Origin of the sequence: Rhodococcus sp. SB1D (genome assembly GCF_048573875.1) — a bacterium.
GTDB lineage: Bacteria > Actinomycetota > Actinomycetes > Mycobacteriales > Mycobacteriaceae > Rhodococcus_F > Rhodococcus_F qingshengii.
In genome coordinates this window covers 519,686-535,208 of sequence record NZ_JBMAIQ010000003.1, presented here as the reverse complement: position 1 = coordinate 535,208, position 15,523 = coordinate 519,686, and the positions used below count along the sequence as shown (strand labels likewise).

The 15,523-nt window shown below is 63.2% G+C and carries 15 protein-coding genes; 11 read left to right on the top strand and 4 right to left on the bottom strand.

What is annotated here, in order from left to right; genetic code table 11:
• Positions 1–55: 55 nt before the first annotated feature.
• Genes ACN50D_RS11275 through ACN50D_RS11265 form a run of 3 tightly spaced genes read left to right on the top strand, consistent with a single transcriptional unit; the run spans position 56 to position 4,367 of the window.
• Positions 56–1,426, top strand: a complete 1,371-nt coding sequence (locus ACN50D_RS11275) for an MFS transporter (RefSeq protein WP_211921815.1) — start codon at positions 56–58, stop codon at positions 1,424–1,426.
• Positions 1,426–3,141, top strand: coding sequence for an acyl-CoA dehydrogenase family protein (locus ACN50D_RS11270; protein WP_211921813.1), 1,716 nt, complete (start codon positions 1,426–1,428; stop codon positions 3,139–3,141). Before ACN50D_RS11275 ends, ACN50D_RS11270 begins: the two co-directional genes overlap by 1 nt.
• The gene (locus ACN50D_RS11265; RefSeq protein ID WP_211921811.1) at positions 3,138–4,367 is read left to right on the top strand and encodes a CaiB/BaiF CoA transferase family protein; all 1,230 of its coding nucleotides are present in this window, start codon (positions 3,138–3,140) and stop codon (positions 4,365–4,367) included. The genes ACN50D_RS11270 and ACN50D_RS11265 overlap by 4 nt, the downstream gene beginning before the upstream one ends.
• Here the strand turns inward: ACN50D_RS11265 and ACN50D_RS11260 are convergent.
• Complete coding sequence (locus ACN50D_RS11260; RefSeq protein ID WP_030537640.1) at positions 4,289–5,083, bottom strand: LLM class F420-dependent oxidoreductase; 795 nt, start codon at positions 5,081–5,083, stop codon at positions 4,289–4,291. The two genes, ACN50D_RS11265 and ACN50D_RS11260, sit on opposite strands and share 79 nt — an antisense overlap.
• A 280-nt stretch (positions 5,084–5,363) precedes the next feature.
• On the opposite strand from ACN50D_RS11260, the gene ACN50D_RS11255 reads away from it, so the two are divergent.
• A complete protein-coding gene (locus ACN50D_RS11255; protein ID WP_007735229.1) occupies positions 5,364–5,972 on the top strand; it encodes a ClpP family protease in 609 nt (202 codons plus the stop codon).
• A 4-nt stretch (positions 5,973–5,976) separates the two neighbouring features.
• Positions 5,977–6,564: an ATP-dependent Clp protease proteolytic subunit gene (locus tag ACN50D_RS11250; RefSeq protein WP_211921809.1), complete on the top strand. Its 588-nt coding sequence runs from the start codon at positions 5,977–5,979 to the stop codon at positions 6,562–6,564.
• Here the strand turns inward: ACN50D_RS11250 and ACN50D_RS11245 are convergent, their stop codons facing one another.
• From ACN50D_RS11245 to ACN50D_RS11235, 3 genes are read right to left on the bottom strand one after another with little or no spacing between them, the layout of a single operon-like run.
• Complete coding sequence (locus ACN50D_RS11245; RefSeq protein WP_003946041.1) at positions 6,565–6,933, bottom strand: helix-turn-helix domain-containing protein; 369 nt, start codon at positions 6,931–6,933, stop codon at positions 6,565–6,567.
• Positions 6,934–6,991: 58 nt separating this feature from the next.
• The gene (locus tag ACN50D_RS11240) at positions 6,992–7,489 is read right to left on the bottom strand and encodes a TIGR04338 family metallohydrolase (protein WP_211921807.1); all 498 of its coding nucleotides are present in this window, start codon (positions 7,487–7,489) and stop codon (positions 6,992–6,994) included.
• A complete protein-coding gene (locus ACN50D_RS11235) occupies positions 7,486–8,310 on the bottom strand; it encodes a DUF2786 domain-containing protein (protein ID WP_211921805.1) in 825 nt (274 codons plus the stop codon). Before ACN50D_RS11235 ends, ACN50D_RS11240 begins: the two co-directional genes overlap by 4 nt.
• A 114-nt stretch (positions 8,311–8,424) precedes the next feature.
• Here ACN50D_RS11235 and ACN50D_RS11230 point away from each other — a divergent pair, with 114 nt between their 5' ends.
• The 6 genes from ACN50D_RS11230 (at position 8,425) to ACN50D_RS11205 (ending at position 15,521) form a co-directional block, all read left to right on the top strand.
• On the top strand, positions 8,425–9,498 hold the full coding sequence (locus ACN50D_RS11230) for an ABC transporter ATP-binding protein (protein WP_003946073.1): 1,074 nt from the start codon (positions 8,425–8,427) through the stop codon (positions 9,496–9,498).
• Positions 9,499–9,668: 170 nt separating this feature from the next.
• Positions 9,669–10,958, top strand: coding sequence for an ABC transporter substrate-binding protein (locus ACN50D_RS11225; protein ID WP_007735225.1), 1,290 nt, complete (start codon positions 9,669–9,671; stop codon positions 10,956–10,958).
• Between the two features lie 20 nt (positions 10,959–10,978).
• Positions 10,979–12,154 carry a carbohydrate ABC transporter permease gene (locus tag ACN50D_RS11220; protein WP_007735224.1) on the top strand — a complete coding sequence of 392 codons (1,176 nt, stop codon included), beginning with the start codon at positions 10,979–10,981 and terminating at the stop codon, positions 12,152–12,154.
• Positions 12,151–12,987: a carbohydrate ABC transporter permease gene (locus ACN50D_RS11215; RefSeq protein ID WP_003946046.1), complete on the top strand. Its 837-nt coding sequence runs from the start codon at positions 12,151–12,153 to the stop codon at positions 12,985–12,987. Before ACN50D_RS11220 ends, ACN50D_RS11215 begins: the two co-directional genes overlap by 4 nt.
• 22 nt (positions 12,988–13,009) lie before the next feature.
• The gene (locus tag ACN50D_RS11210) at positions 13,010–13,219 is read left to right on the top strand and encodes a hypothetical protein (protein WP_019746112.1); all 210 of its coding nucleotides are present in this window, start codon (positions 13,010–13,012) and stop codon (positions 13,217–13,219) included.
• A 112-nt stretch (positions 13,220–13,331) separates the two neighbouring features.
• On the top strand, positions 13,332–15,521 hold the full coding sequence (locus ACN50D_RS11205) for a transglycosylase domain-containing protein (RefSeq protein ID WP_054187244.1): 2,190 nt from the start codon (positions 13,332–13,334) through the stop codon (positions 15,519–15,521).
• The last annotated feature ends 2 nt before the right edge of the window (positions 15,522–15,523 follow it).

Below are 15,523 nucleotides of genomic sequence, written 5' to 3'. Positions count from 1 at the left end.
TCACGCCTCACATTGCATCCCTTGGTGATGCCCGACGCGAGAATCAGGGAGAACCGTGGATCAACACCCAGGTCAAGACACCAATCCGCCTGAATACAACACCAAACAGGCACGCAAGGCCGGAATCACGGCGTTTGTCGGAACGACCATCGAATGGTTCGACTTCTACATCTACGGAACCGCATCCGCCTTGGTGCTCGGCCCGCTGTTCTTCCCGGATGCGTCGCCGGCGGTGGGGACACTCGCAGCCTTCGCGACTTTTGCCGTGGGATTCGTGGCTCGTCCGGTCGGCGGAGTGGTGTTCGGTCATTTCGGAGACAAGTTCGGTCGCAAGAACGCCGTGATCATCACCCTCGCGCTCATGGGGTTGGGAACTGTCGGTGTCGGTCTCCTCCCTACGTACTCCCAGATCGGGATCTGGGCACCGATACTGCTTGTGGCACTGCGTGTTCTCCAGGGCATTGCCATGGGCGGCGAATGGGGTGGCGCCGTATTGATCGCCACCGAGTTCGCTCCCCCGAAGAAAAAGGTGCTCTACGGTGCGTTTGCGCAGCAGGGTTCACCGGTCGGCAACCTGCTCGCGACGCTGGCCTTCCTCGGCCTGACGTTGATGTCGGATTCCGTGTTCGAGTCGTGGGGTTGGCGTCTGCCGTTCCTCGGATCCGCAGCTTTGGTGATCGTCGCTCTCTACATCAGGTTGCACATCTCCGAGACACCTGAGATGAAGAAGGCTGTTGCGGCACAGGAACGTACACGGATGCCGCTGGTCGAAGTGTTGCGTTCGCATCCCGTCGAACTTGCTCTCGGCGTCGGCGCTGTGGTTGCCGGTGTTGCCATCACGTACGTCAAGACAACCTTTGCGCTCTCATGGGCGACAAAGGATCTCGGCTTCGAGCGCAGTGACTTCCTCCTCGTGATCACCGTCGCACTGGTAGCCCAGGCGCTCGTACAGCCTTTCGGCGCTGTGCTGGCCACGCGGATCGATCCGTCGAAAGCGGTCCGTTGGATGCTGCTTCCGGAGATCGTGCTCCTACCACTGATGTTCGTGCTGGTTCAGACGGGTTCCGTGCCCTTGGCGATTCTGGGTATGGTCCTCGCGACGGCGCCTCACGCAATGTATTACGCCGCGTTGGCCGGCATCCTGGCGCAGGTTTTCCCCACCAATGTTCGGTATACCGGCATCTCTCTGTCGTACCAATTGTCGACCGCCGTTTTTGCCGGAACGGCCCCGATGGTCAGCCAGTATCTGCTGACGCGAACCAACTCGATCTGGCCGGTCGTAGCTCTCGGGCTCGTGTATGTCGTTCTCTCCCTTGTCTGTATGACTGCTTTGTTGCGCAGGAGTGCGCTGCACGCGCAAGGGCTGGAATCGACGAGCTCCTCGAACATGACCGATGTTTCCACCCTGAAAGGCGTTGACCACTGATGAACTTTGCACACACCGACCCCGCTCTGACAGCGGTAGTGGACAGATGGACCGCCGGGGCGGACCGAGAGACGTTGAACGGATTGCTCGACCGGCTGGGCCGAGATGCAGCCGGCCGTTTGTCCGAGCTTGCCGACATCGCAGACAAGAACCCGCCGGTGCTGCAGCAATTCGACAAGGCCGGTGACCGCGTCGACCGGATTTCCTATCACCCGGCCTACCTGGAACTGTGCCGGGCGGCGTACAACGAGTACGGCCTGTCCGCCATGTCGCACCGAAAAGGGTTGCACGGATGGGACTCCGTGCATCCGCCACTCGCGAAGTACCTCGCGTCGTACATCTTCGTGCAGGCCGAGTTCGGGCTGGCCTGCCCGGTGTCGATGACAGATGCTGCTGCGCGGACCCTGCGTATGTTCGGTGATCCGGCCGTGTTCGCGCCCTGGATCGACGCGTTGACGTCGACGGACCCCGAGCAGGCGAAGACGGGTGCGATGTTCATGACCGAGATTCAGGCAGGAACCGACATCGCCTGCACCGAAACACGCGCCGAGCGCGACGGCGACGGATGGGTTCTGACGGGCAAGAAGTGGTTCGCCTCCAACCCGGATGCCGATGTGATCATCACCCTCGCAAGATTCCCGGGCGGACAGGATGGTTCGACGCGTGGAGTCGGAATGTTCATGGTGCCCAAGACCTTGGGATCCGGCGAGCGCAACAACCTCACGATCGATCGTCTCAAGGACAAGCTGGGTACGCGTTCCATGCCGAGCGGCGAGGTGACGCTGAACCGGGCGCACGCACTCCAGGTCGGTGAACTCGATCGAGGGTTCCGCCAGATGGCTGAAATGGTCAACACGTCTCGCCTCTCCAATGCGATGCGTTCGAGCGCTCTCATGCGCCGAGCAGTCCGTGAAGCCGTCGAACATTCGAAGAGCCGAGTCGTGTTCGGTAAGAGGCTCTTCGACCAGCCGCTGATGCGGGCGACACTTCTTCCCCTTGCACTCGATGCCGAGGCTTCGCTGGCCCTGGTCGCGTACAGCGCACAGTGTCTTCAGGCAGCAGACGGCGGCGACGAACAGGCGCGCGCACTGATCAGGGTACTGACACCGATCGCCAAACACTTTGTCTGCAAACGCGCGCGGGTGGTCACCGGCGAGGCCATGGAGGTGCGCGGAGGAAACGGCTACATCGAGGAATGGGCCAACGCGCGACTAGTGCGGGATGCCCACTTGGGCTCGATCTGGGAAGGGTCGAGCAATGTCATTGCGCTGGACGTACTTCGGTGCCTGCGCAAGTTCGGCTCGCACCGCACCGTCGCGGGAGCGATGACGGACATCCTGTCCACCGTCGGACCGGACTGCGAGGCCGGTGCCGGAGTTCTGTTGCGGCGCTGGGAGGAACTGGTAGAGGAAGGAGATCGTCTGATCTCCGGATCTGACGATGCCGCCCAGGCCGCCAGCGCAAAGTATGCCGACGAGCTCGCTCGTGCCGTCATGGCGACCCTGCTTTTCGATCTTGCAGACCACGGCATCCGACACGGTAATGGGTACCGGTCACTGCTGGTGGCGAATTCCTACCTGGCCGGTCTTGTGGGGAAGGTGCCGTCGGCTGCACTCGGCAATCTCGACGTGATCACCGACGGCGGTGACGTCGAGCTGGATGATGCACGTGACGTCGTAGCCGAGTTCCTCTCCGTAGCAGGGGTTCACCAGTGAATTCTCCAACAGGCCCCACACCCTTGGCTGGTGTCCGCGTGCTCGATCTGTCGAAGATCCTTGCCGGGCCGTACGCAACCATGTCGCTTGCCGATCTCGGAGCCGACGTCACCAAGATCGAACACCCTGAAGGCGGCGACCCCACGCGTTCGTGGGGGCCTCCCTTCGTCGGCGTAGATGCCGCCTACTACCTCGCGATCAACCGCGGCAAGAAGTCGGTCACGATCGACCTCAAGTCCACCGAAGGACAGGAGATCATCCACCGCATGCTCGAAGAGACCGATGTGGTCGTGGAGAACTTCAAGCCGGGCAGCGGATTACAGAAGATCTTCGACTACCAGGCACTGTCCGAGCGATACCCGCATCTGATCACCCTGCACATCTCTGCCTTCGGTGAAGAAGGACCGCTGCGCGACGAACCGGGGTACGACATGATCGCGCAGGCCGCGGGTGGGCTCATGTCGCTCACCGGTGAACCCGGCGGCGCTCCGATGAAATCCGGGTTTGCGTTGGGAGACTTGGGCGCAGCGCTTTTCGGACTGGTCGGTGTCCTGGCTGCATTGGTCGAGCGAGGCCGGACCGGGCGCGGACAGTACGTGACCACGTCGCTGTACGAGTGCCAACTCGCGATGCACGTCAACTGGGCGACCAGTTACTTCGTCACCGGTGAGCGCCCGACTGCGTTGGGCTCCGGTCATCCGAATCTTGCTCCGTATCAAGCATTTCCTGCCAGCGACGGGTACTTCGTCGTCGCTGTCGGCAACGACGCGATGTGGGCGTCGCTGGCCGAGGCCATCGGAAGGAGTGAACTGGTCACCGATTCGCGTTTTGCCCACAACCGCGACAGAGTGGAGAACCGCGAGAGTCTGGAACGAGAACTCACCAGCGCCTTCGCATCGGCGACCGTCGAACACTGGTGCGCTCTTCTCGCCCAACGCGCCGTACCGGTCTCACCGATCCGGCATCTCGACGAGATCTACTCCGATCCCCACACCGCCGCGCTCGGCATGGTCGGAACCGTCGACCATCCGACGCTCGGACCGTTGAAGCAAGTGGCCTTTCCGGTCAACTTCTCCGGCCAGAGGCCACGTCTGACGTCGGCGCCGCCCGTTCTCGGCGCCGACAACGACGAAGTCCTTGGTACCGCTCAGGCCAGCCCGCTCAACGCAGGCGGCGTGTTGTCGTCGCGCCAACCGATGGCCTCGGCAAGCGTCGTGAGGTCGTAGTCCGGTCCGCTGACGCCGACGGTGAAGAGTGAGACACCGTCGGCGACCAGGTCGGCTGCATTTTCGAGCCCAGGCCACGGAACCGAGTGCTCTACTTCCAGCGGGTTCCGGCCCACGTCGGCGCAGTGGTCGGAGAGGATGTCTGACTTGCGCAGGTGTGTCTCACGGTCGCCGAAGCTGTGCCAGACGTCGGCGTACTCGGCGACCAAGCGCAGGGTCTTCTTCTCGCCGCCACCGCCGATGAGGACCGGGATGTTGCGCGTCGGCGGCGGGTTGCCCTTCGCCAGGCGCCCCGTGATGCGGGGGAGGTATTCGCCCAGCAGTTTCAGCCGTGAACCGGGAGTGCCGAAGTCGTATCCGAACTGGTCGTAGTCCTTCTCGAACCAGCCGGCACCGATGCCGAGGATCAGGCGTCCGCCGCTGATGTGGTCGACGGTTCGCGCCATGTCGGCCAGCAGATCCGGATTGCGGTAGCCACCACCGGTGACCAGGGCGCCGATCTCGACGCGTTCGGTCTGCTCGGCCCAGGCACCGAGCATGGTCCAGCATTCGAAGTGTGCGCCGTCGGGATCGCCGGTCAACGGGTAGAAGTGGTCCCAGTTGAAGACGATGTCCACCCCGGCGTCCTCGGACCGCAAGACGGCGTCGCGTATCAACCCGTAATCGGGTGCGTGCTGGGGTTGGAGTTGAACACCGATGCGTACCGGACGAGTCATGCCACGCTCCTGACGAGAGGAATGGTTGTCTTCTCCCATCATGGCCGGGTGTGCGCGGTACCGCTACCGCCGCCGTCGGTGACGGGTTTGCCCGATCTTGTGCCCACCCCTGTTCGAGCGAACGGTACTTTCGGCGCCTTAGATCGACTGAACGTGCCGTTCGCTCAAACAGGGGGCAGTCAAAGGGGGGCAGGCAACAGGGGGCGGGTAAAAACAGGGGTGGTCTGCCCACAGCAGACAAGCGGGGCCGCGGCACTGCCGCGCCGGTAGGAATGGATTCATGACTACTGAAGCTCCCACCGATACCGGCTACCGTGACCTGTTGACAGACAGGCTCTTCCGACAGCGAACCATTCTGCTCACCGGCGAGGTCAACGACGCCATGGCCGAACGTGTGTGTTCGGAACTGGTGCTCCTCGCCACCACCGACCCCAAGCGCGACGTCGTGCTCTACATCAATTCACCTGGCGGATCGGTGTTTGCCGGCCTGGCCATCTACGACACGATGAAGCTCATCCCCAATGACGTCGTGACGGTCGCGATGGGCTTCGCGGCCAGCATGGGCCAGGTGCTCCTCTGCTCCGGCACCCACGGCAAGCGAATCAGCCTGGCGCACAGCCGCATCATGATGCACCAACCTTCGGCAGGTATCGGTGGCACTGCGGTGGACATTGCGATCCAGGCCGAGAGCCTCGAGCTGATGAAGCGTCAATCGCAGGAAATCCTCGCCGCCGAAACGGGCCGGACCGTCGAAGAGATCGAGACCGACAGCGATCGAGATCGCTGGTTCACCGCCGAGCAGGCGCGCGAGTACGGAATCGTCGACCGCGTCGTTACGTCCTTCGCCGAGATCGCACCGCAAGCCACCTTCCCCAAGATCGGATTGTGACGTCATGTCCCAGTACACGATTCCCAGTGTCATCGAGCGAACACCAACGGGTGAGCGATCTTTCGACATCTTCAGCAGGCTGCTCAACGAGCGCATCGTCTTTCTCGGCACAGAGATCGACGACGGCGTCGCCAACGTCGTGATGGCTCAGATGCTGCATCTGCAAGCCGACAACCCGGATCGCGAAATCGGTTTGTACATCAACTCTCCCGGCGGTTACACCACGGCGATGCTCGCGATCTACGACACCATGCAGTTCTTGAAACCGACGATTTCGACGTACTGCATGGGTCAAGCGGCTTCGGCTGCTGCAGTGCTTCTGGCCGCCGGCACTCCAGGCCATCGGCATGTTCTTGCCCATTCGCGGGTGCTGCTGCACCAACCGTCGACGCAAGGTAGTGGCACCATCTCGGACCTCGCGCTTCAAGCAGCCGAGATCCTGAGAATCCGGGAGCAGACCGAGGCGATTCTGAGTAAGCACACCGGTCAGAGCGTCGAGCGGCTCCGTAAGGACACCGATCGCGACAGGATCTTCACTGCCGACGACGCTATCTCCTACGGACTGGCTGACACCCTCATCGAAGGGAACTGACTAGGCCGCCATCAGGACGGGACCTGAGATCGGTGCGGGAGAGTGCCCGAAGGTGAGGGAGTTGAGCGCAACGATCCGGTTGCCCGCTCGGAACAGCAGATGCTCGAGCGGCATCCCGAGCGCTTCGCAGATTGCGCGCAGAATTTCCGACGACGGTTCCTTCTTGCCCCGTTCGATCTCGGAGAGGTATTGCTTCGACATCCCGACCTTTGCGGCTACGTCGTCGAGAGTTCGGTCCTGATCGCGTCGAACCTCCCGCAGCACTCGTCCGTAGGCTTCACGAATCAGTGGGGGTTTGCGCACGGCAACAGCCGGATCGGGGAGTTCCGACTCACCCTTGACCAGGACCAGTCTGCGCGGCGCATCCATAGGCCGAGTATTCCAGCCGACCGGTACGGACACCACCGGGTTCGCCGAGGGCTGACATCTAGTCCGTTCGAACACCACCGGCAAGAAACATCGCTCGAAGAACGAAGGCCGCCTCGGGTCCGATGATCTCGCCGACAAGGCTCGTGTAGCGGTCGACGAACTCGGGCCCGTGGGAAGCCTCGTCGGAGGCGGGGTCGCCGATGTGGTGCGCAAGTTCGTGCAAGACAACGAATTCGCGTAGCGCCCACCGGCCGTCACGGTCGTCCGGGACGGCGATGACGTCGTTCGAGTAGTGAGCGGCGGCATTGCCGCCGCGGGAGCGTACGGACACCGGAATGGTTGCGCGAGTCCAGGTCTCCCGTACCCAATTCAGCCCGAGTAGCTGATCGCAGTACGCCTGGACCGACTCCACGGAACCGAATTTGCGCTCGACCGGCAAGGTGATGGTGGAACCCATGACCTCGACGCTCCGAAGTCCACGCTGGTCGGCGCGATCGAACATGGTGCGCACCAACGTCTCTGCCTCGTAGACGGCGCTCCGCTGCGTATCCCTCACGAGTCCAGCTGCCCGCGCACCCCGCCGATCTCCGGAAGGTTCCCCAGACGTGCGGAGCGCGCAGCCCGATCACCCGCTCGTCGAGCATGCGAGGAATGCCCGGCGCTTGCGCGGCCGCCGCCCCGCCACGTCCCACGCGCTTTGGAGTTGGACGAGTAGTAGTCCTTCAGCTCGATTTCCTTGTTACGCAGCACGAGTGCGGTTTCGGAAGACGACGTGGCAGATTCTGCGATCGCGGTCTTCTCCGTCTCCTGCTTCGTCCCGGCCAACCGAGCGCCGATGCGGGACGCGTACGCCATCTGGAAGTTCAGGCGTGCCGTCACTCCGGCCACCGGCTTGCGGACCTGCGTGCTGACGCGTCGTCGTCCACGAGTTTCGACGACGGTCCGCACGGACGTTTCGCCTCGGTACGCCCCGGAACGCACGTAGGCATCGGAGTCGCGCACCATCTGGAAGAGCAGGCTCGAATACAGGGCCTCGCACACGTCGATGTCGCCGGCGAAGCCGTAGGCGTAGATGACGGCCGACGTCTGCGCGATGTCGCATTGCACGTCGTTGGCAGCGGCGATGGCGATGAACAACTGGGCGTACGTTCGCAGTCCGCGCTTGCCCGGTTCGCCGATGGTGATGAGCCGTTGAGTGGGCGTCGCACGCTTTTCCGAAGACGCGGTGTGCGCACGCGCGACCGCCAGGTCGATCGCGGAACTGGTGGCCAACCGCTGAGCGGCAGCCATGAAGGCTTCACCTTCGTGTGGATTGTCGGTGGACTCCGCTTGGCGAAGCAGCGCACCGATGCGGGTCAGCATCTTCTCCGAACTCACCGTGAAAGACTACGCTCGCGCGCCGACACGGACGTTTATGCTGCTAGCGCACACGCTCACCCTCGACTTGGATCGTCCGGCACGTTCCTGCCGGTAGAAGGGATCAACCCCGTCATGGCTTCAGTGACTTTCGAGAGCACCACCTGCCTGTTCCCCGGATCGAACACTCCGGCAGTGGACAAGCTCGACCTCGAGATCGAGGACGGCGAGTTCCTCGTCCTCGTCGGACCCTCCGGCTGCGGAAAGTCGACCACCCTGCGCATGCTCGCCGGGCTCGAAGACGTCCACAGTGGACGCATCCTCATCGGCGACCGCGACGTCACCGGTCAGGAGCCGAAAGAGCGCGACATCGCGATGGTCTTCCAGAACTACGCGCTGTACCCGCACATGTCGGTGGCCGAGAACATGGGTTTTGCGCTCAAGCTCGCCGGAACCAACAAGACGGAGATCCGCGCCCGCGTCGAAGAGGTCGCGAAGATGCTCGATCTCGAGCCGTACCTCGATCGCAAGCCCAAGGCGCTGTCCGGTGGCCAGCGTCAGCGAGTGGCGATGGGCCGCGCCATCGTTCGCCAGCCGCAGGTCTTCCTGATGGACGAGCCGCTCTCGAACCTCGACGCAAAACTCCGTGTGCAGACACGTACGCAGATCGCTCAGCTGCAACGACGCCTCGCGACGACGATGGTTTACGTGACCCACGACCAGGTCGAGGCCATGACGATGGGTGACCGCGTCGCCGTCCTCGAAAAGGGAATCCTGCAGCAGTGCGCCTCGCCGCGCGAGCTGTACAACAAGCCGAAGAACGTTTTCGTCGCCGGCTTCATGGGTTCACCCGCGATGAACCTCTTCACCCTCCCCGTCGTCGACGGCGGCGTCGCATTCGGTGACGGGATCGTTCCGGTTCCGCGCGAGACGATGAACGGCGTCGTCGAAACCGAGGTTGTTCTGGGTATTCGCCCCGAGCACCTCGAGATCGCAGCCGAAGGCCTGCCGATGGAGGTCGACGTCGTCGAGGAACTGGGCTCGGACGCCTACGTCTACGGCCGGACCACGATCGGCGGACGGTTGCAGCAGATCGTCTCGCGTGGTGACTGGCGCAATCCGCCGCAGAAGGGCGAGCGCGTCAACCTGCGCGTCGACCCCGAGAAGGTGCACATTTTTGCCACCACCGACGGGCGTCGCCTGGGTTAGGTGGACCTGTCAAACGACACATGACCGATTCAGGTTCGGCGTAATACCCACAAGTAGGGGTGTCTCGTGCCACAGTAGGGGCCGATGCCGGGAGCCGGCACTCATGGCGCATGCCGTGAGCAGGCTCTCGGTGACCGTCTATTTGTCATACACATACGGGGAGCGAATCCATGGTTCTGAACTCGAAGGCGATGCGCCGCGCTGCAATTGCAGCCACGGCAGCGTCCATGCTGGTACTGGCAGGCTGTTCGTCCGATTCGGACAAGGACAGCGGAACCAGCACCACGGCCGCATCCGGGGGATCGTCCTCGAGCGAAGGCCGCGGACCCATCACGATCGTCGAGGGGCAGGATGCCCTGAACGAGGCGCTCGAAAACATCATCTCCGACTGGAATGCCGAGCATCCGGACGAGAAGGTCACGCTCAAGCCGCTGGCGAAGGAAGCCAACGCGCAGGTCGACGACATCACCCAGCGCATGCAGGCCAAGAGCGACGAGTACGACCTCATCGGCGTCGACGTCGTCAACACCGCCCAGTTCGCCGCAAACGGTTGGCTGCTGCCGCTCGAGGGTGACCTCGCGATCGACGAGTCCGGCCTCCTGCCGTCGACCGTCGCTTCGGGCACCTACAACGGCAAGCTCTACGCAGCGCCGAAGAACACCAACGCAGCGTTCCTGTACTACCGCAAGGACCTCGTCGAGAAGGCCCCCACCACGTGGGCCGAGCTCAAGGAAAACTGCCCGAAGGCTGTCGAAGCCGGCATCTCCTGCTACATCGGTCAGTTCAAGAACTACGAGGGCCTGACGGTCAACACCACCGAGATCACCAACGCCTTCGACGGACCGTGGGTCGGCCCGGACGGACTCACCCCGGCCATCGACGACAAGACGAAGGCAGGCGTTCAGTCGATCGTCGACAACTTCGCCGACAACACGATCCCGCAGGAAGCGCTGACCTACTCCGAGGGCGAGTCGCAGACCGCGTTCGGCGACGGCAAGGCACTCTTCATGCGCACGTGGTCCGGCTTCTCGGTCGACGGTGAGAAGACCTCGGTTGCCGGCAAGTACGGCTACACCGTTCTTCCGGGTGTCGACGGACCGGGCGCTTCGACCGTCGGCGGCTACAACGTCGGCATCAGCGCGTACTCGGACGCACCCGCCACGGCTCGTGACTTCCTCGAGTTCATGCAGACCAAGAAGTCGCAGACGTACTTCACCGAGGTCGGCGGCGCACCCGTCCTCTCGGCTGTCTACGACGATCCGGCAGTGCTCGCTCAGTTCCCGTACTTCGCGACCCTGAAGGAAGCACTCGCCACCGCTCAGCCGCGCCCCGTCACGCCGTACTACACGCAGGTGTCGAAGTCGATCTCCGACAACACCTACGCTGCTATTCGCGGCGAGAAGACCGTCGAGCAGGCCTTGGCGGACACCAAGGCCGGCATCGAAACCGCCGGTAACTGATCTACCAGGAGCAATAAGCAATGGCAGAACCGCAGGATCCTTCCGCGGCTGTGCCTACCAACCCCACGGTCGGGGCCGGTTCAACCGGTCCCGACCGTTCGGGCGTTGGTGGGAGACACCGTGCACCGGAACCGCTAGAAGAGCCGTCGGCATCCGAGGCAGCAGGGACATCCCTGACCAAGGTTCTGCCTGACCTTGCAGCTACTCCACCCCCGCCGACCTCGCCCCCGCCTGCGTCGGCCGACAAGCCGAAGAAGCGTCGACGAGTTCCGGTGTGGGCGTTCGTCGCACCGTCGCTGATCGTTCTCGCCGTCATCATTCTGTATCCGCTCGGACGAGCGATCTGGATGTCGATGCACAGCGACGGCAAGAAGCTCGATCCCGAGACCGGCATGTTCGTCACCGGTCAGTTCACGTGGTTCGACAACTACAAGAACTGGATCACCCAGTCCTGCAACACCGCCAACGGCTCGATTCCCTGCCCGCCCGGCACACTCGGATCGCAGTTCTGGCAGTCGATCGGAAATACGTTCGGCTTCACCGTCGTCACCGTCCTGCTCGAGACGGTGATCGGTCTGTCGATGGCGTTGATCATGGCCAAGACGTTCCGCGGACGCGGTTTGCTCCGCGCTTCCGTGCTGATTCCCTGGGCCATCCCCACCGCCGTCACCGCGAAGCTCTGGTTCTTCATCTTCGCCAACGACGGCATTGCCAACAAGATCCTCGGCACCAACATCCTGTGGACGGCGGACCCCTGGCCGGCGCGATTCGCGATCGTCGTCGCCGACGTCTGGAAGACCGCGCCGTTCATGGCGTTGCTGATCCTCGCGGGTCTTCAGATGATTCCCGCCGACGTCTACGAGGCCGCCAAGGTCGACGGTGCGACGGCGTGGCAGCGGTTCCGCATGATCACGCTTCCGCTGGTCAAGCCCGCACTCATGGTGGCGGTGCTCTTCCGCACGATGGACGCGCTGCGCATGTACGACCTGCCCGCGATCATGATGGGATCCAATCCCGCCACCTCCACCATCTCGGTTCTGGTGGTCGATCAGATGCGCGTCGGCGCCAATTCGGCGTCGGCACTGTCCACCATCACGTTCCTCATCATCTTCGCTGTGGCCTTCATCCTGGTCCGATTCCTCGGAGCCAATGCGGTCAGCACGCAGGAAAAGCAGCGGAAGGGGGAGCCGGTATGAACAAGGCACTACGCGGCAAGATCGGCACCTACATCGGCGTCGTACTGATCATCGTGTGGGGACTCGCTCCCTGCTACTGGATGATCGTGACGGCGCTGCGCGACCCCGCGGACACGTTCTCGACGTCGCTGTGGCCCACCAATCTCACTCTGTCCAACTTCACCGCGGCGCTCGATCCCGATGCCAAGGTGAACTTCACCCGTGCACTGATGAACAGCCTCATCATCGCGGGCGCGACCACGCTGATCGCCTTGGTCATCGGCGTGTTCACGGCGTACGCGCTCTCGCGTTTCGATTTCCGTGGCAAATACTTCGTCACCGGAATCATCCTCGGCGCGTCCATGTTTCCGGTCGTCGCCCTCGTGACCCCGCTGTTCCAGTTGTTCACCGACATCGGCTGGATCGGCAGCTACAAAGCGCTGATCATCCCGAACATCTCGTTCGTGCTGCCGCTGACGGTCTATACGCTGACGTCGTTCTTCTCCGAGCTTCCGTGGGAGCTCGAAGAGGCGGCGCGTATTGACGGCGCCACCCGTGGCCAGGCCTTCCGTCTGATCATGCTTCCGCTCGCCGCGCCGGCACTGTTCACCACCGCGATCCTCGCCTTCATCGCAACGGTCAACGAGTACCTGCTCTCGCTCCAACTCTCGAGTGACAAGACCGCACCCGTCACCGTGGCGATGGCCAAGTTCTCCGGAACGGACCCATTCGTCACGCCGTACACCTCGATCATGGCCGGCGGAACCCTCGTGATGGTCCCGCTGGTCATCATGGTTCTCATCTTCCAGCGACGCATCATCGCCGGTCTGACCGCAGGCGGCGTCAAGTCGTGATGCGCGCTTGCGCACGGTTTCGATGAGGCGGGCTTCGCGCGCCCAGCGTATGGAGCTGATTGCCGGCTTCATCTCGGTCTTCGCCCTCATGGCGTTGATCGGCGCTGTGGTCGCGATCGTCAAGGGAGACCCCGGCGTGATGCCGTCTTTGGTGCTGCTCGGTTGCGTCGTCGCTCTCGGGCTCGCGTTCCGCGGATATCGGAACGCGGTCCGAGCAGAACGTCGCGAGTAGCCAGCCCGGTAGGGTGACATTTCGGTATCGCAGTTGCCGGGAGTTATCTGATCGAGATATCACCCTGGTGGAATGGTGCCGGTAAGTCCGGATCCACGACCGGGAGTGTTGAGTGAGTCCATCGAACAGATCGAGTGCGACGGGTGGCGATCAGTCGTCGGCTCGATCGGGCAAGTCGGCTAATTCGCCCCGGTCGAACAAGTCGGCCAAGCCCGCGAAAAAGCAGCGCTCGAAGTGGCGGTACGTCCGGCGGACCATCTACGTGCTCGTGCTCCTGATGGTCATCGTGCCCGCGTCGGTTTTTGCTGTCGCGTACAGCCGGACCGACGTCCCGCGCCCCTCTGACATGCAGACCAATCAGGTGTCCACCATCTACATGGCCGACGGCACGACCGTGCTCGGCAAGGTAGTGCCGCCGGAGGGAAACCGGACCGAGGTCGCGTTGTCGGCCATCCCGATTCACGTCCGCGATTCGGTGCTCTCGGCGGAGGATCGTAACTTCTACACCAACCCCGGGTTCTCGATCTCCGGATTTGCTCGCGCTGCCCGCGACAACGTGATGGGCAAGGAAAGTGCCGGCGGTGGCTCGACGATCACTCAGCAATACGTGAAGAACGTCTTGGTCGGTGACAAGCGCAGTATCGACAGGAAGCTGCGTGAGCTCGTCATCTCCGCCAAGATGGCGCGCGAATGGTCCAAGGACGACATTCTTGCCGCGTATCTCAACACCATCTACTTCGGTCGCGGTGCGTACGGCATCGCCGCCGCGTCGAACGCGTACTTCGACAAGCCGGTCAGTGAGCTGAGCGTCGAGGAAGGCGCAGTTCTCGCGTCCGTCATCCAGAGCCCGTCGTTCCTGGACCCCGAGACCAATCTGTCCGCGCTGCAAGCGCGCTGGGACTACGTTCTCAACGGCATGGTGGAACTGGGCAGCCTGACCAAGACGGATCGCGACGCGATGCAGTTCCCGGCCGTCGCCCCCGCCAATCGGCCGACCGATCTGAACCAGGCGCCAGGACCCGAAGGCCACATCAAGACCCAGGTACTCAAGGAACTGGCCGAGGCCGGTATCAGCGATCAGACGCTGAACACCGCTGGTCTGCAGATCACGACGACCATCGACCCGGTTGCGCAGGAAGCTGCGCTGAACGCCGTCAGGCGGAATCTCGAGGGCGAGCCGGAAGACCTGCGGACCGCAGTAGTGTCCATCGACCCCAAGACCGGTGGCGTCGACGCCTATTACGGCGGTGACGACGGAGCCGGCTTCGACTACGCCCAGGCGCCGCTGCAGACCGGTTCAGCGTTCAAGGTCTTCGGTCTGGTCGCAGCATTGATGGAAGACATTCCGCTGTCCGCACGGTTCGACAGTTCACCGCTCACGATCAACGGCGTGACCATCGGAAACGTCGGCGGCGAATCCTGTGGTCGATGCACCATCGCCGAGGCACTCAAGCGTTCGCTGAACACCAGCTTCTACCGGTTGATGCTCTCGATGGAGAACGGTCCCCAGAAGATCGCCGACGCCGCCCACCTGGCCGGCATCCCCGAGCACATTCCCGGACTCGACTACCCGACGCTCACACAGGAGGGTGGTCCGCCGGAGAACGGAATCGTGCTCGGCCAGTATCAGTCTCGCGTTATCGACATGGCGTCCGCTTACGCGACGCTCGCCAATTCCGGTGTGTACCAGCAGCCGCACTTCATCCGGAAGGTCGTGACGGCCGAAGGTGAAGTCCTGCTCGATCGCCCGGTCTCTCCCGGTGAGCGTCGTCTCGATGCTGCCGTTGCCGACAACGTCACGCAGGCAATGCTCCCGATCGCGTCGTACTCGAACGGTCACGCGCTTGCCGGTGGACGCCCGTCTGCTGCCAAGACCGGCACCGCGCAGTTGGGTGACACGGGGCAGAACAAGGATGCGTGGATGGTCGGTTACACGCCGTCGCTGTCCACCGCGGTGTGGATCGGAACTTCCGACGCTCAGGCCATCACCAACTCCTACGGTGGTTTGATCTACGGCTCCGGAGTGCCTGCGGACATCTGGAAGAGCACGATGGACGGCGCGCTGAAGGGATCCGACTGGGAGAGCTTTCCGTGGCCGGACCCCATCGGCGGGCAGGCCGGCGTTCCCGCGAACTCCGGCGTGACCTCGGGGGACGGGACGGGCACGCCCACGACGGGCGCGGTCGCTCCCCCGGCGCCCATCGAGGTGCCCGGCCTACCGCCGATCGAAGTACCGCCGCTCCCCCAGTTGCCGCGTCAGATCGAGATCCTGCCGGGCATCGTCATCCCACTACCGGGCTGACA

Coding starts and splice junctions, on each gene's coding strand:
- ACN50D_RS11270 (WP_211921813.1), top strand. CDS start 1,426: ATGAACTTTGCACACACCGACCCCGCTCTGACAGCGGTAGTGGACAGA.
- ACN50D_RS11260 (WP_030537640.1), bottom strand. CDS start 5,083: ATGACTCGTCCGGTACGCATCGGTGTTCAACTCCAACCCCAGCACGCA.
- ACN50D_RS11255 (WP_007735229.1), top strand. CDS start 5,364: ATGACTACTGAAGCTCCCACCGATACCGGCTACCGTGACCTGTTGACA.
- ACN50D_RS11250 (WP_211921809.1), top strand. CDS start 5,977: ATGTCCCAGTACACGATTCCCAGTGTCATCGAGCGAACACCAACGGGT.
- ACN50D_RS11245 (WP_003946041.1), bottom strand. CDS start 6,933: ATGGATGCGCCGCGCAGACTGGTCCTGGTCAAGGGTGAGTCGGAACTC.
- ACN50D_RS11230 (WP_003946073.1), top strand. CDS start 8,425: ATGGCTTCAGTGACTTTCGAGAGCACCACCTGCCTGTTCCCCGGATCG.
- ACN50D_RS11225 (WP_007735225.1), top strand. CDS start 9,669: ATGGTTCTGAACTCGAAGGCGATGCGCCGCGCTGCAATTGCAGCCACG.
- ACN50D_RS11220 (WP_007735224.1), top strand. CDS start 10,979: ATGGCAGAACCGCAGGATCCTTCCGCGGCTGTGCCTACCAACCCCACG.
- ACN50D_RS11215 (WP_003946046.1), top strand. CDS start 12,151: ATGAACAAGGCACTACGCGGCAAGATCGGCACCTACATCGGCGTCGTA.
- ACN50D_RS11210 (WP_019746112.1), top strand. CDS start 13,010: ATGAGGCGGGCTTCGCGCGCCCAGCGTATGGAGCTGATTGCCGGCTTC.